The sequence below is a fragment of the Streptomyces antioxidans genome, assembly GCF_000968685.2.
In the GTDB taxonomy this organism is placed as follows: domain Bacteria; phylum Actinomycetota; class Actinomycetes; order Streptomycetales; family Streptomycetaceae; genus Streptomyces; species Streptomyces antioxidans.
Genome location: NZ_LAKD02000091.1, coordinates 1 through 15,211, shown reverse-complemented (window position 1 = coordinate 15,211; position 15,211 = coordinate 1). Strand labels below are relative to the sequence as shown.

13 protein-coding genes are annotated in these 15,211 nt (G+C 72.7%); 9 read left to right on the top strand and 4 right to left on the bottom strand.

Features of this window, described 5'->3' with window-relative positions:
* Window positions 1-45 precede the first annotated feature (45 nt).
* The 5 genes from VT50_RS28640 (at window position 46) to VT50_RS28620 (ending at window position 5,390) form a co-directional block, all read left to right on the top strand.
* Complete coding sequence (locus VT50_RS28640; protein ID WP_240529348.1) at window positions 46-894, top strand: heme ABC transporter ATP-binding protein; 849 nt, start codon at window positions 46-48, stop codon at window positions 892-894.
* A 161-nt stretch (window positions 895-1,055) separates the two neighbouring features.
* Entirely contained in the window at window positions 1,056-2,189 is a 1,134-nt protein-coding gene (gene efeO / locus VT50_RS28635; protein ID WP_046084476.1) for an iron uptake system protein EfeO, read from the top strand.
* 10 nt (window positions 2,190-2,199) lie between these two features.
* Window positions 2,200-3,486, top strand: coding sequence for an iron uptake transporter deferrochelatase/peroxidase subunit (gene efeB, locus VT50_RS28630; protein WP_046084477.1), 1,287 nt, complete (start codon window positions 2,200-2,202; stop codon window positions 3,484-3,486).
* 70 nt (window positions 3,487-3,556) lie between these two features.
* On the top strand, window positions 3,557-4,534 hold the full coding sequence (gene efeU, locus VT50_RS28625; protein WP_046084478.1) for an iron uptake transporter permease EfeU: 978 nt from the start codon (window positions 3,557-3,559) through the stop codon (window positions 4,532-4,534).
* On the top strand, window positions 4,467-5,390 hold the full coding sequence (locus VT50_RS28620; protein WP_476714581.1) for an SCO2278 family lipoprotein: 924 nt from the start codon (window positions 4,467-4,469) through the stop codon (window positions 5,388-5,390). The genes efeU and VT50_RS28620 overlap by 68 nt, the downstream gene beginning before the upstream one ends.
* Window positions 5,391-5,486: 96 nt before the next feature.
* On the opposite strand, the gene VT50_RS28615 is transcribed toward VT50_RS28620, so the two are convergent.
* On the bottom strand, window positions 5,487-6,221 hold the full coding sequence (locus VT50_RS28615) for a bifunctional DNA primase/polymerase (protein ID WP_046091031.1): 735 nt from the start codon (window positions 6,219-6,221) through the stop codon (window positions 5,487-5,489).
* A gap of 168 nt (window positions 6,222-6,389) precedes the next feature.
* On the opposite strand from VT50_RS28615, the gene VT50_RS28610 reads away from it, so the two are divergent.
* Window positions 6,390-7,298: a glycerophosphodiester phosphodiesterase gene (locus tag VT50_RS28610; protein ID WP_079343919.1), complete on the top strand. Its 909-nt coding sequence runs from the start codon at window positions 6,390-6,392 to the stop codon at window positions 7,296-7,298.
* A gap of 70 nt (window positions 7,299-7,368) precedes the next feature.
* A complete protein-coding gene (locus VT50_RS28605; RefSeq protein WP_046090442.1) occupies window positions 7,369-8,397 on the top strand; it encodes a small ribosomal subunit Rsm22 family protein in 1,029 nt (342 codons plus the stop codon).
* 160 nt (window positions 8,398-8,557) lie between these two features.
* On the opposite strand, the gene VT50_RS28600 is transcribed toward VT50_RS28605, so the two are convergent.
* Window positions 8,558-9,667, bottom strand: a complete 1,110-nt coding sequence (locus VT50_RS28600) for a serine hydrolase domain-containing protein (protein WP_420822235.1) — start codon at window positions 9,665-9,667, stop codon at window positions 8,558-8,560.
* Window positions 9,628-10,959 (bottom strand): multidrug effflux MFS transporter, encoded by a 1,332-nt coding sequence (locus tag VT50_RS28595; protein ID WP_046090444.1) that lies wholly within the window; start codon window positions 10,957-10,959, stop codon window positions 9,628-9,630. The genes VT50_RS28600 and VT50_RS28595 overlap by 40 nt, the downstream gene beginning before the upstream one ends.
* A gap of 91 nt (window positions 10,960-11,050) precedes the next feature.
* Here VT50_RS28595 and VT50_RS28590 point away from each other — a divergent pair, with 91 nt between their 5' ends.
* Window positions 11,051-12,118 (top strand): Gfo/Idh/MocA family protein, encoded by a 1,068-nt coding sequence (locus VT50_RS28590; protein ID WP_046090445.1) that lies wholly within the window; start codon window positions 11,051-11,053, stop codon window positions 12,116-12,118.
* 101 nt (window positions 12,119-12,219) lie between these two features.
* Here VT50_RS28590 and VT50_RS28585 read toward each other — a convergent pair whose 3' ends face one another.
* A complete protein-coding gene (locus VT50_RS28585; protein WP_046090446.1) occupies window positions 12,220-13,842 on the bottom strand; it encodes an alkaline phosphatase D family protein in 1,623 nt (540 codons plus the stop codon).
* A 224-nt stretch (window positions 13,843-14,066) separates the two neighbouring features.
* Here VT50_RS28585 and VT50_RS28580 point away from each other — a divergent pair, with 224 nt between their 5' ends.
* On the top strand, window positions 14,067-14,840 hold the full coding sequence (locus VT50_RS28580; RefSeq protein ID WP_046090447.1) for an SDR family oxidoreductase: 774 nt from the start codon (window positions 14,067-14,069) through the stop codon (window positions 14,838-14,840).
* Window positions 14,841-15,211 lie beyond the last annotated feature (371 nt).

The following is a 15,211-nucleotide window of genomic DNA, read 5'->3' as shown; positions in this document are numbered from 1 at the left end:
ACCCGCACCCGCCGGCTCTTCCCCACCCGCACCCGGCGGCTCCCCGTGCCCGCGCCCCTCGGGGCCGTCGTGGTTCAGGCGGAAGGGGTCGCGGTGCGGTTGGGGGGTCGTACCGTGTTGGCCGGGGCCGGGCTGGTCGTTCGGGCCGGGGAGGTGCTCGCGCTCGTGGGGCCGAACGGCGCGGGGAAGTCCACGCTGCTGGCGGCCCTCGCCGCCGATCTGCCCGCCGCGTCCGGCACGGTCCGCCTCGACGGGCGGCCGGTGGGCGCGTGGACGCCGGGCGAGCTGGCGCTGCGCCGGGCCGTGCTGCCCCAGGCGGCCGCCCTCGCCTTCCCGTTCACGGTCCGGGACGTCGTACGGATGGGCCGGGCACCGTGGGCGGGTACGGCCGCCGAGGACGAGGACGAGGCGGCCGTGGCGGACGCGATGGCCCGGACCGAGGTCGCGGAGTTCGCCGAACGGCCGTTCTCCGCGCTCTCCGGCGGCGAGCGGGCCCGGGTGGCGCTCGCCCGGGTCCTCGCCCAGCGCACCGGGCTGCTGCTGCTCGACGAGCCGACCGCGGCCCTCGATCTGCGCCACCAGGAGCTGGTCCTGAGGGTGTGCCGGGAGCGGGCCGCGGCGGGGGACGCGGTGGTGGCCGTCCTGCACGACCTGTCGCTGGCCGCCGCGTACGCGGACCGGGCCGCCGTGCTGCACGAGGGCCGGATCGCGGCGGAGGGGCCGCCCTCCGGGGTGTTCGACGCCGCGCTGCTGTCCCGGGTCTACCGGCAGCCGGTGGAGGTGATCCCCCATCCGCGCACCGGGGAGCGGATCGTGCTGCCGCTGCGCGACCGGGCGGCGACACCGGACGAGCCGCGTCCGCCGGAAGAGCCCACGGAAGCGTCACGCGCATGAGAGGCGTGAGTCACTTTTGCGGGCCGCGAACCGCCTTACATCGACCGCCATGACCAAACCTTTGCCCCTCTCAGGGCACATCTTGACCTTACACAGAATCCACATAGGCAAGCCTCAGTTAAGTTAGGCCAGCCTTATTCGATGCCTTTTCTGGAGCCCGTATGCGAGCCGCTCGCACCTCCGTCGTCGCCGCCATATCGGCGCTGACGACGATCACCGCCGTCGCCGGATGCGCCCAGAAGTCCGACGCCAAGGGCTCGGACGCCATCCAGGTCACCGCGTCCGACAGCGCGTGCGAGGTCTCCAAGACCTCCTTCCCCGCCGGGCATGTGAAGCTCGCGGTGGAGAACAAGGGCTCCAAGGTCACCGAGGTGTATGTCTACGCCCCGGGCGACCGGATCGTCACCGAGCGGGAGAACATCGGCCCCGGCACCCGCACCTCCATCAACGCCGAGGTCAAGGCCGGTTCGTACGAGATCGCCTGCAAGCCGGGGATGAAGGGCCACGGCATCCGCCAGAAGGTGTCGGCCACCGGCAAGGGCAAGCTGCCCAAGCGCGATCCGCGGCTGGACGAGGCGGTGGCCGCGTACCGGACGTACGCCCAGAAGCAGGCCGATGACACCCTGCCCGCGGTCCAGAAGTTCGCCGACGCGGTCAAGAAGGACGACCTCAAGGGCGCCAAGGAGCTCTACGCCCCCTCGCGTGTCGGCTGGGAGCGCACCGAGCCGGTCGCCGAGTCCTTCGGCGATATCGACCCCAAGGTCGATGTGCGCGCGGACGGTCTGGAGAAGGGTCAGAAGTGGACCGGCTGGCACCGGCTGGAGAAGTCGCTGTGGCAGACCAAGAAGATCACCGCGGCCGACCATGACCTCGCCGACCGGCTCATCAAGGACCTGAAGGACTGGCAGAAGCGCGTCGGTACCGCCGACATCACCCCCACCGGCATGGCCAACGGCGCCAAGGAGCTGCTGGACGAGGTGCAGACCGGCAAGGTCACCGGCGAGGAGGAGCGCTACAGCCACACCGACCTGGTGGACTTCAAAGCCAACGTCGAGGGCGCCGAGACCTCGTACAAGCTGCTCAAGCCGGTGGCGGCGAAGAACGACCCGGAGCTGGCCAAGGAGCTCGACAAGCAGTTCGCGGCCGTCGCGAAGCTGTTGGACCAGTACCGCGAGGGCGAGGGCTTCGTGTCGTACGACACCGTCTCGGAGTCCCGGCGCAAGAAGCTGTCCGACGCGGTCAACGCGCTCGCCGAACCGCTGTCCCGGCTCGCCGCCGCCGTCGTCACCAAGTGAGGGTCCGGGCATGGCGACGCACACCGGTCCTGACGCGCCGATCGACGAGAGCGGCACGGCCCCCTCGCGCCGGGCGCTGATCGGCTGGGGTGGGGCCGGGCTCGCGCTCGGCGCCGCGGCCGCCGGGGGCGCGGCGGCCGCGCTGGGCGGCGGCGCCGACGACACCCGTACGGTCGCGGACAGCGGCGCCGCGGTGCCCTTCCACGGGGCGCACCAGTCGGGGATCGCCACCGCGGTGCAGGACCGGCTGCACTTCGCGGCGTTCGACGTCACCACCGGCGACCGCGCCGAGCTGATCGCGCTGCTGAAGGAGTGGACCAAGGCGGCGGCCCGGATGACCCAGGGGCACGCGGTCGGCGGCGGCGCGGTGAGCGATCTGGCGGAGGCCCCGCCGGACGACACCGGCGAGGCGCTGGGCCTCAAGTCGTCCCGGCTCACCCTCACCATCGGCTTCGGACCCACGCTCTTCACCGACAGGAAGGGCAAGGACCGCTTCGGCGTCGCGGGCCGCCGCCCCGAGGCGCTGATCGACCTGCCCGCCTTCCCCGGCGACAACCTCGACCCGGCGCGCAGCGATGGCGATCTGTGCGTACAGGCGTGTGCGGACGATCCGCAGGTGGCCGTGCACGCCATCCGCAACCTGGCCCGCATCGGCATGGGGAAGGTGGCCATCCGCTGGTCACAGCTGGGCTTCGGCAAGACGTCCTCGACCACGCCGGACGCACAGACCCCGCGCAACATGATGGGTTTCAAGGACGGCACCCGGAACATCGCGGGCACCGACACCGCCGCCCTGGACAAGCACGTGTGGGTGAGCGAGAGGGCCGGACCGGCGTGGCTGGCGGGCGGCTCGTACCTGGTGGCGCGCCGCATCCGGATGCACATCGAGACCTGGGACCGTACGTCGCTCAAGGAGCAGGAGGACGTCTTCGGCCGGGACAAGGGCGAGGGCGCACCGCAGGGCAGACAGCGCGAGCACGACGAGCCCAACCTCAGGGCGATGCTGCCGGACGCGCACGTCCGGCTGGCGCATCCGGACTCCAACGGCGGGGCCCGGATCCTGCGCCGCGGCTATTCCTTCACCGATGGCACGGACGGTCTGGGGCGGCTGGACGCGGGGCTGTTCTTCCTCGCCTACCAGCACGACGTACGGGACGGTTTCGTGCCCGTACAGCGGCGGCTGGCGCGCACCGACGCGCTCAACGAGTACATCCAGCACGTGGGTTCGGCGCTCTTCGCCATCCCGCCGGGCGTCCGGGACGCGGACGACTGGTGGGGCAGGACGCTGTTCTCCTGACCGACTGACCGACTGACCGAACCTCCAACTGACCGACTCCTACCGGATCCCTGAAAGGCGGGCGACCCTCGTGTTCGGCAATTACCTGATCGGTTTGCGCGAAGGGCTCGAAGCCAGCCTGGTGGTCTGCATCCTGGTCGCCTATCTGGTCAAGACCGGGCGCCGCGAGGCGCTGCGCCCGGTGTGGCTCGGCGTGGCCGCCGCGGTCATCCTGAGCATGTCCTTCGGCGCGGCGCTGGAGTTCGGCTCGCAGGAGCTGACCTTCGAGGCCCAGGAGGCGCTGGGCGGCTCGCTGTCGATCGTGTCGGTGGGCCTGGTGACCTGGATGGTGTTCTGGATGCGGCGCACCGCCCGCCATCTGAAAGCCGAGCTGCACAGCAAGCTGGACGCGGCGCTCGCGGTGGGCACCGGGGCGCTGGTGGCCACGGCCTTCCTGGCGGTCGGCCGGGAGGGCCTGGAGACCGCGCTGTTCGTGTGGACGGCGGTGCGGGCGAGCAACGACGGCACGGCGGACCCGCTGATCGGCGTGGTCCTCGGCCTGCTCACCGCGGTGGTGCTGGGCTGGCTGTTCTACCGGGGCGCGCTGCGGATCAACCTGGCGAAGTTCTTCACCTGGACCGGGGCGATGCTGGTCGTGGTGGCGGCGGGGGTGCTCGCGTACGGCTTCCACGACCTCCAGGAGGCCGACTGGCTGCCCGGACTGCACTCGCTGGCGTTCGACATCAGCTCCACCGTCGCGCCGGACTCCTGGTACGGCACGCTGCTCAAGGGCGTCTTCAACTTCCAGCCGGACCCGACCTGGCTCCAGGTGTGGATGTGGACGCTCTACCTGGTCCCCACGCTCGCGCTGTTCCTCCGCCCCGGTAGGGTGTCGCCGTCCACAGCAGCCCCCACGGATCGGGAGCCGGAGCCCCATGACACGCAGGTCGCCCCGTCGGCAGCTGGCCGTTCCGACCGCAGCGGTGGTACTGACGCTGGGGATGACGCTCACGGGGTGCATGACGGTGCACGGGGAGCGGGAGAACATTCCGTCGGTGGACAAGGCTGAGGCGCCCAAGGCGCTCGAGCGGTTCACCGATACGTACAACAAGGCGTACCGGGAGCTGGATCCGGCGGTGGCGAGCCAGGTGGAGACGGGCCCGCTGGAGGCCATCACCACGGCCGACCTCAAGGCCCAGCACGCGAGTTCGCCCGACGGCAACCCCACGTACCCGTCGCTGGAGCTGTCCGACGTCACCTACCGCATCCCCAAGCAGGTGGGCTGGCCGAAGTTCTTCGTCGCGGACACCGACAGCAACCGCGATGACAACCGCTGGCTGTTCGTCTTCACCCGTGGCGGTGCCGATGAGCCGTGGAAGGCGGCGTATCTGTCCATCCTCAGCCAGGACGAGGTGCCGGACTTCGCGACCGACGGGGACGGCTGGGCCAAGCCGGTCCGGGCCGCGGGACCGGCCCCGAAGCTGGCCGTCCGGCCGGACCGGCTGAGCGCGAAGTACGCCGACTACCTGATGACGGGCAAGGGTTCGGTCTTCGCCGACGGCCAGTCCACGTCGGCGCTGCGGGACACCCGGAAGAAGTACCTGCGCACGCCGAAGTTCTGGACGGAGTACATCGACAGCCCGGCGCAGGGCGCGCAGGACGCCCCGGTGGGGCTGCGCACCTCGGACGGCGGGGCGATCGTGTTCTTCACCTCGCACCACCGGCAGAAGCAGACTATGGCGAAGGGGTTCAGGCCCAACCCGGATCCGCAGATCAAGGCGCTGATGACGGGAGAGGCGAAGCGGGCGGTGACGCTGACGAGGATCGCGGAGTCGGCGGTACGGGTTCCCGCGAAGGACGCGGCGGACCCGAAGGTGGTCTTCCTCAACCGCCTGGAGGGCGTCACCGCGGCGAGGGGCGACTAGGTAGGGTGCGGCCCTTCGGTCCGAGGTGCGGAACGGGTGGGCACAACCCACCCACCGGCCCGCACCCGGCGACGGACCTAAGAAGGGCTACCCGGACTACCGCCCCATGGGCCAAGCCGCGGCCTGATCCTGCTCCTCGCCCGCGAAGCGGGCACACGCGTCCGTGAGCGTCTCCAGCAGCGTCAGGGGATCCGGCAGCGGCCGCTCGGGCCCCAGCACCCACCCCACGCGCCCGTCCCCCGCCACCCTCGCGGGCGGCACCAGCACATAGCTCCCCCGGCAGTGCCACCGCAGCCCCGGATGCTCGTCCATCGTCTCCGGATGGCAGTCAAGCTCGCACGGCCACCACTCGTCCTCGTCGTCGGGCGTGCCCCGCGTGGCCGTGAAGAAGAGCATCCGGGCCTGCTGGAGATCGCCACTGCTGGTGGCCACCGGCCCGACCTCGACCTCGGCCGCGCCCAGCCGCTCCAGGGCCAGCCGCCCCGCGTCCACGGGCACGTCGAGCACATCGTGGACGATGCCGGTGGCGGTGATGAAGTTGGCCCGCGGATCGGCGCGCAGCCACTGCGCGACCCGGTCCGGGTCCGTCGTCGCCTGGGTCTGCCAGGCGAACGAGACGGGGTGGCGGGCCGGGGTGGGACAGCCGATGCGGTCACAGGAACAGCCGTAGCCGGACGGGTGCGCGGCCGGTGCCAGCGGGAATCCGGCCGCCGCGGCGGCCATGAGCAGGTCCTCGCGGGCGCCCCCGGCGCCCGCCCCCGTGTCCTGGTCGCCGCCCGCCCCGCTCCTCGGCCGACGCAGCCACTGGGAGAACCTGCCCTTGCGTTCCATCTACCGCCTCGCTTCACCGCCGGTACCGGCGGTGCCGCCAGTACCCGATCAATGCTGCCACCATCCTGCTCCGGAAGTGGCCGGTGTCCGCATCCGGGGTGGTGAGAGCACCCCGACCGGGTGTCGATATCAGGACATGACGGATGTCACGCCCCTAGCGTTCCGTTTATGATCAGCAGGCGCTTTCTGACCGCCGTCGTGGTGCTCGGCCTCTCCATACCGGCGGCCGTCGCGGCCCACCCCACCGCTCGTCCTTCCGTACGACGCCTCATACCCCCGGCCCCCGAACCGGCGCGCCTCGCCCTCCAGCCCGTGCTCACGACGCCGTCGTCCCGCAGGCCCGCCATCGTCTACACCGCGCACCGCGGCGGCGCCCTGGAAGTGCCGGAGAACAGCATGTCCGGGCTGGCCAGCGCCTTCAGCAGGCATGACACCCAGGTACTGGACTTCGACAGCCGCATGCTGGCGGACGGCACGCTCGTGGTGATGCACGACGCCACGCTGGACCGCACCACCGACCGCACCGGGCCCGTACGGGCCCTCACCGCCGCCCAGTGGCGGGGCGTCCGGCTACGCCCCGCCCGCTCCCTGCGCGGCGCCTGGCGGCCCGAGCGGCCGCCGACCGTCGCCGAGGTGCTGGACCGGTTCGGCGGCCGGACCACCTTGATGGTGGAGGCCAAGGACCCGGAGAGCCTGCCGCGGCTGGCGAAGCTGATCCGCGACCGGGGGCTGGTCCGCTCCGTCTACGTCAACAGCAACCGCCCCGAGGTGGCCCGCGAGGCCCACCGCAGGGGGCTGCTGACGCAGCTGTGGCGGTCCGCCCGGCAGATGCGCACCGACACCCCGCGCGACTGGCGCGGAGTGGTCGATCTGCTGGACGTGGACTACCGGGCGCGCGACGCGGACGTACGGCGGGCCGTCACCTCCGGGATACCGCGGGTGTGGGCGCACACCGTGGACACCCCGGCGCAGCGGGACCGGATGCTGCGGCTGGGCTGCGAGGGCATCATCACCGACGCACCGGGACGGCTGATCTCCACACCCTCACGGCTGCCACAGGCCCTCAACGGAAGCTGAACGCCAGCCGCCGCCGGCGAGCCGAGCAGGACCGACCACCGGTCCGGCTCCCGCCGGTAGGATTTCCCGGATGCACGCCGCCGACGCCGCACCTGCCGACGCCCCCGCCGATGAGACGCCGCACACCGCGCTCGCCGGGCTCCTCGACGGTCTGCCGCCCCGCCGGGCGGCCCAGGCGGTCGACCGGCTGATCGGCCACTACCGGGGGCGTACCCCGACCGACGCGCCCGTGCTGCGCGACCGATCCGACGTCGCCGCGTACGCCGCGTACCGGATGCCCGCGACCTTCGAGGCCGTGCGCGCGGCCCTCGACGCCTTCCGCGCCCGTACGCCCGGCTGGGCCCCGGCGGCGCATGTCGACATCGGCGGCGGTACGGGCGCGGCCAGTTGGGCGGTGGCCGCCGCCTGGCCGCGGGCCGGGCACACCACCACGGTCCTGGACTGGGCCGAGCCCGCGCTGGCCCTCGGCCGCGAGCTGGCCCGGCGGGCGCCCTCCGAGGCGCTGCGCACCGCCGGCTGGCAGCGCCGGGCCATCGGCGACGGCCTTGCGCTGCCGGACGGAACGGACCTGGTCACCGCCAGCTATGTGCTGGGCGAGCTGACCGAGGCCGACCAGCGCGCCGTCGTGGCCGAGGCGGCGCGCACGGCGCGGGCCGTGGTGCTGGTCGAACCGGGCACCCCGGACGGCTATCTGCGGATCCGCGAGGCCAGGGACCGGCTGCTGGCGGCGGGGCTGCGGATCGTCGCCCCCTGCCCGCACGGCGCGCCCTGCCCGATCGAGCCCGGCACCGACTGGTGCCACTTCGCCACCCGGGTCCGCCGCTCCTCCCTCCACCGGCGGGTCAAGGGCGGTTCGCTGCCGTACGAGGACGAGAAGTTCAGCTATGTCGCGGCCGTGCGCTTCGACGCCCCGCCCGCCGGGGCGCGGGTGGTGCGCCGTCCCCAGATCCGCAAGGGCCAGGTACTGCTGGACCTGTGCACCCCCGAGGAGGGGCTGGCCCGCACCACGGTGACCAAGCGCCAGGGACCGCTGTACCGGGCAGCCCGAGATGTCGCCTGGGGCGACACCTGGCCCCCCGAGGAGAGACCGCCCGGCTGAGCGCTCCGCGGTGCCGTCTCGATGTGCGGCTCCGCCACTGGACCCGGGGTCTGGGGCGGAGCCCCACCAGGCGGCGGAGCCGCATATCGAGGCCGTGGGAAGGGGCGGGGAGGGGAACGGCCCGCTGCGGGCGGGACATCCGCTGCTCGGTGCGGCCGGGTCAGCGCAGGGCGCGGGCCAGTGCCGTGGCCGCCTCGGCACGGGGGGTGCTGTCGCCTGGGCGGCGGCGTGGATGCACGGTCGTGGCGAGGAGTACCAGATAGGCCCCGCGGGCCCGGTCCACCACCAGGCTGGTGCCGGTGAAGCCGGTGTGCCCCGCGGCGCCCCGGCCCGCCAGCTCGCCCATGAACCACGGCTGGTCGACCTCGAAGCCAAGGCCCGGTGCGGTCAGCATCAGTTCGGTGGACTCCGGCGACAGTACGGGTCCGCCGCCGGTCAGCAGGGCACGGCACAGGGCGGCGAGGTCTGCGGCCGTGGAGAAGAGTCCGGCGTGTCCCGCGACCCCGCCCAGCGCCCAGGCGTTCTCGTCGTGCACCACGCCCCGCAGCATCTCCCGGTCCAGCTTGCCCCAGGGCCGCCGCTGGTCCTCGGTGGCCGCGGTCCTGGGCCGCCAGGAGGCGGGCGGGTTGAAGCGGGTGTCCGCCATGCCCAGCGGGCCGGTGACCGCCTCCCGGACGAGCCGGTCGAGCGGCTGCCCGGCCGACCGCTCCAGGACGCGCTGGAGCAGCAGGAAGTTGAGATCGGAGTAGCGGCGGGCGGTGCCGGGCGGGGTGGCCGGGGGCTCGGCCGCGAGCCGGGCCAGCGCCCGCTCCCGGCCGTCCTCCCCGTACTCGTACAGCGGCAGTTCGGGGATCAGCCCGGAGGTGTGGGTGAGCAGCTGCCGTACCGTGATGCCGTGCTCGGCGGCGGCCGTGCACTCCGGGGCGTACCCGGCCACCGGCCCGTCCAGCGCGATCAGCCCGCGCTCGACGGCCCGCAGCGCCACGATCGTGGTGCACAGCTTGGTGAGCGAGGCGAGGTCGAAGACGGTGTCGGAGCGCACCGGCACCCACCGCTCGCGCGGCAGCTCCACGCCCCGGTCGGTCCGCTCGTCGTACGCCGCGTAGCGCACCGCCCAGCCGGAGCACTCCTCGGCCAGCGGGCCGGAGGCGGTCCCGGCGGCCAGCGCCACCCCGGCGCACCAAGGGCGCTCCCCCTCGGGAAGCGCCCTCACGGTCTCCAGGAGCCGGGTCAGACCACGGTCACGCGTCGATTCGTACGTCGCTGCCACGGACGGCAGAGTCCCATGAAGCAGGCCATCGCCGCGAGCGCGCAGACCAGCTGGACGACGGCCATCGGCACCGCCGTGGTCTCGCCCGCGATCCCCACCAGCGGGGAGGCGACCGCGCCCAGCAGGAAGGTGGAGGTGCCGAGCAGCGCGGAGGCGGAACCGGCGGCGTGCGGGGTGCGGTTCAGGGCCTGGGCGTTGGTGTTCGGCATGGCCAGGCCCATCGCGGACATCAGCACGAACAGGCTCCCCGCCACCGGGACCAGACCGGCCTTCCCGAACACCCCGGAGGCCAGCACGAGCAGCGTGCCCGCCGCGACGGTGATCACGACCAGCCCCACGGCCAGCACCCTGTCCATGCTGACCCGGCCCACCAGCACCCGGCCGTTGAGCTGACCGGTGGCCACGAGACCGATCGAGTTCAGCCCGAAGAGCAGGCTGAAGGTCTGCGGCGAGGCGCCGTAGATCTCCTGGACGACGAAGGACGAACCGGAGACATAGGCGAAGAGCGCCGCGAAGGCGAAGCCGCCCGCGAGCACATAGCCGGTGAAGACGCGGTCGGCGAGCAGCCCGCGCATGGTGCGCAGGGCCTGGCCGAGCCCGCCCTCATGGCGCCGCTCTGGCGGCAGCGTCTCGCCCAGCCGCCGCCAGACCACGAGGGTGAGCAGCGCGCCGATCACGGTGAGCACCACGAACACCCCGCGCCAGTCGGTGAAGCGGAGGATCTGGCCGCCGATGAGCGGGGCCGCGATGGGCGCCACGCCGGAGATCAGCATCAGGGTGGAGAAGAACCGGGCCATCGCGACGCCGTCGTAGAGGTCCCGGACGACGGCGCGGGCGATCACGATCCCGGCCGAGCCCGCGAGCCCCTGGAGCAGCCGGAAGCCGATGAGCAGCCCGGCGGTGGGGGCCAGGGCGCAGACGGCGGTGGCGATGACGTAGACCACCATGCCGATGAGCAGCGGACGGCGGCGCCCCCAGCGGTCGCTCATCGGGCCGACGACGAGCTGCCCGAGCGCCATGCCCATCAGGCAGGCGGTGAGGGTGAGCTGGGCGGTGGCGGCCGAGCTGTGGAGCGCGTCGGTGACCTCCGGCAGGGCCGGGAGGTACATGTCCATGGACAGCGCCGGGAGGGCGGTGAGCCCGCCGAGTATCAGGGTGACGAGGAGGCTCGTACGGCGCTGCGCGGTGAGCCCGGGAGGGGCGGCAGCGGAGGCGCGGGAGGCTTCGGGGGACGGGGTTCCGGGCAGGTCGGCCCGGGTGGGAGCGGCGGCCGGTTGGCCGGGCTGCTGCATGCGTACCTTCCATGAGTCGTTGAGACGTTCCTATGCTCTCAGCGATTCGAAGGGACTCGAACCTCTGGGGACAGGGGGAAAGGGGGCCGGAATGGCCGGGACGAGCGGTTCGGACACCGTGCGGTGGGGGATTCTGGCGACCGGCGGGATCGCCGCCTCGTTCGTCACGGATCTGCTGGAGATGACGGACGCGCAGGTCATCGCGGTCGGCTCGCGCCGGCCTGAGTCGGCGAAGCGGTTCGCGGAGCGGTTCGGGATACCCCGCGCCTACGGCGGCTGGAAGGAGCTGGCCGCCGATGACGACATCGATGTGATCTATGTCGCCACCCCGCACTCGGCCCATCGGGCCTCGGCCGGGCTGTGTCTGGAGGCGGGGCGTGCGGTGCTGTGCGAGAAGCCGTTCACGCTCAATGTCCGCGAGGCCGGGGAGCTGGTGGGCCTCGCCCGGGCCCGGGGCCGCTTCCTGATGGAGGCGATGTGGACGTACTGCGATCCGGTGGTACGCCGGATGACCGAGCTGATCCACGACGGTGCGATCGGTGAGGTGCGGGCGGTCCACGCGGACTTCGGGCTGCCCGGCCCGTTCGAACCGGACCACCGGCTGCGCGATCCGGCGCTGGGCGGCGGCGCCCTGCTGGACCTCGGCGTCTATCCGGTCTCCTTGGCCCAGCTGGTGCTCGGTGAGCCGGACGAGGTGCGGGCGGTGGGGCGGCTCTCCCCCGAGGGCGTGGATGTGAACACGGGCCTGGCGCTGGGCTGGAACAGCGGGGCGGTGGCACTGCTCTCCTGCTCGATCACCGCCGATACGCCGCTGACGGCGGCGGTGACGGGCACGGCGGGGCGGATCGAGTTCCCGCGCGGCTTCTTCCACCCGGAGCGCTTTGTGCTGCACCGGCCGGGCCGGGATCCGGAGGAGATCACGGCGGTGGACGGGATGAGCGGCTACCAGCGGGAGGCGGCCGAGGTGATGCGGGCGCTGCGCGCGGGCGAGACGGAGTCCCCGCTGGTGCCGCTGGACGGCACGCTGGCGGTGATGCGGACGCTGGACGCGGCGCGGGAGCGGCTGGGGGTGCGGTATCCGGGCGAGGACGCGGGTGTGGCGGCGGCAACAGCAACAGCAACAGCAACGGCCGCGGGCGAGGGCGAGGGCGAGGGATGAGCGGGCGGGCCCGGCTAGGGCGTGCGCGCCGGGCCCGCCCGGCTCGGGCATGCGCGCCGGGCCCGCCCGCTTCAGACGTGCGCGCCGGGCCCGCCCCGCCGTCAGACCTGCTTCAGGCCGGGGTTCCCGGCCTCGCTGACGAACGACGCCGCCGTGGTGAGCGGCGCGCCCTGGGTCGTGACCGCGGAGACCGTCTTGTAGTCGGCCCGTGCCCGCTCCTCGTCCAGTGAGACCGTCACATAGCCGCGCCGGCCGTTGTAGAACTTCATATGCGGGTTGGCGGCCATGTACGTGCCCCAGTTGTCGGGCTTGTCGGCGCCGTCCTGGCCGCTGCTGACGGAGGTGCCGACGAACTCCACGCCCAGGGTCCGGGAGCCCGGGTCGTCGAAGTCCTTCTTGATGTCGAAGGCGTAGTGCACATGGACATCGCCGGTCAGGACGACGAAGTTGGCCAGGCCCGCCTTCTCGACACCGGCCAGGATCCGCTCCCGGGAGGCGGGGTAGCCGTCCCAGGAGTCCATGGAGAGCTTGGAGCGCGCGGCCGTGGTGTTCTTCCGCTGGGAGAAGGTGACCTGCTGCGGCAGCACGTTCCAGGTGGCGGTGGAGCGCTGGAAGCCGTCGAGCAGCCAGCGCTCCTGGGCGGCGCCGGTGAGGGTGCGCGAGGGGTCCCCGGACTCCGGCCCCGGGTACTGCCAGCCGTCGCCGTACGCCTGGTTGGAGCGGTACTGGCGAGTGTCGAGGATGTCGAACTGGGCCAGCTCGCCGTAGTGGAAGCGGCGGTAGAGCCGCATGTCGGCGCCGCTCGGCCGCTGGGGCATCCGCAGCGGCATGTTCTCCCAGTACGCGCGGTAGGCGGCGGCCCGGCGGACCAGGAACTCGTCCGAGGGGCTGCCGTTCTCGTCGATGTCGCCCGCGTAGTTGTTCTCGGTCTCGTGGTCGTCCCAGGTGACGTACCAGGGGAAGGCGGCGTGGGCGGCCTGGAGGTCCTCGTCGGACTTGTAGAGCGCGTAGCGCAGCCGGTAGTCCCCGAGCGTCATGGTCTCGGTGTTGAAGTGGGCGGGGAGGGTGCGGTCGGTGTAGCCGCGGGCGCCGCCCGCGGCGCTGACCGCGTACTCGTACTGGTAGTCGCCCACGTGGAAGACGGCGTCCAGGTCCTCCTGCGCCAGGTGGCGGTAGGCGGTGAAGTAGCCGTCGTGGTATGCCTGGCAGGACACCAGGCCGAAGCGGACCTCCTGGACCTCGGCTCCCTGGGCGGGGGTGGTGCGGGTGCGGCCGACCGGGCTGGTCCAGCTCCCGGCCCTGAAGCGGTACCAGTAGACGCGGCCCGGTTCGAGCCCCGTGGCGTCCACGTGCACGGTGTAGTTGAACTCGGCGTGCGCGGTGGTGGTTCCCCGGCGGGCGACGCGCTGGAACCTCTCGTCGCGGGCGATCTCCCACTCGACCTTCACGGTGCCCGTTTCCGGCAGCCCGTTGCCCGGCTCATAGGGGCGGGGCGCCAGCCTGGTCCACAGCACGACGGCGCCGGGCAGCGGGTCGCCGGAGGCCACGCCGAGGGTGAAGGGGTTGTCGGCGAGCGCGTGCGGCGTCGCCTGCGCGGCGTGGGCGCTGGGCAGGTTGGTGGTGAAGGCGAGCGCGGCGGCGGCCCCCGTCACGGTGAGGAAGCGGCGGCGTCCCAGCTGTGCGGCCGCGGCTCGTATGGCGCGCTGGTGCGAGTCGTGTGCCATGTGCTCTCCCCTGGCTCGTGGCGTCCCTGGCGCGCGGCATTCCTGCGCGTGCCTGCGCGTGCCTGCGCGTGGCGTCAGGGGAATTGGAGTGTCGGGGGACGGCCGGGCGTTTGCGTGCACACGACATTGATATGACCGCTCGGTGAGGTCCGTTGCCGGAAGGGATCTTTACCGCGAATCGACGTCTCGGCACGGCGAACTGACGTGGCGTACGCTGCGGCGCCATGAGCGACGGTCGTGTGTCGGTGGTGTCGAAGGTGGCGGTGGTGACGGGCGCGGGCTCCGGGGTCGGCCGGGCCGTGGCGCTCGAACTCCTTGAGTCGGGCTGGTCGGTGGCGCTTGCGGGGCGCCGCGAGGAGGCCCTGGCCGAGACGGCGCGGCTGGCCGGTGGCGGCTCCCAGGCCCCGGTGGTGCCGACGGATGTGGCCGACCCGGGGCGGGTGGACGCGCTCTTCGCGGCGGTGCGGGAGCGGTTCGGACGGCTGGATCTGCTGTTCAACAACGCGGGCAGCTTCGGCCCGCCCGGCGTACCGCTGGAGGAGCTGGCCTACCAGGACTGGCGGTCGGTCGTGGACACCAACCTCACGGGGGCGTTCCTGTGCGCACAGGGGGCGTTCCGGCTGATGCGGGACCAGGAGCCCCGGGGCGGACGGATCATCAACAACGGCTCGCTGTCGGCGCATGTGCCCAGGCCGGACAGCGTGGCGTACACGGCCACCAAGCACGCCGTCACCGGGCTCACCAAGTCGCTGTCGCTGGACGGGCGCCGGTACGGCATCGCCTGCGGGCAGATCGACATCGGCAACGCGGCGACCGAGATGACCGAGCGGATGTCCGCCGGGGTGCCACAGGCGAGCGGGGAGGTGGTGGCCGAGCCCGTGATGGACGTCGCGGACGTGGCACGGACGGTGCGGCATATGGCGTCGCTGCCCCTGGAGGCGAATGTGCAGTTCGCGACGGTCATGGCGACGGCCATGCCGTACATCGGCCGCGGCTGACGGATGAGGGAACGTCACCCGTCGTAGATAACCCTCCGATTGTGGAGATAATGTGAGGATGCGGGCAATTCACCCCATCGGCACAGCGGTTCCCGGGTGCCCCCCTGGGTCACCCCCCGGGCTGTTCGAGGGCCGCTCGATATGGCAGGGTCGTTCCCCACCGCGCCACATCCTTCACCACTGCACCACCGCCGTTCCGCCCCCGCCCCACCGCTGTTCCGCCCCCGCCCCACACCGGCATCCGAACGAAGAGAGACCGCCGTGCGTTCTCTGCCGCTCACCCTGATCGCCCGTCTGCTGCCCGTCGCCGTCCTCGCCGCCGCGGGGGTGGCCATGACCACGTCGGACGACTCGGACACGAGCGCCACCCC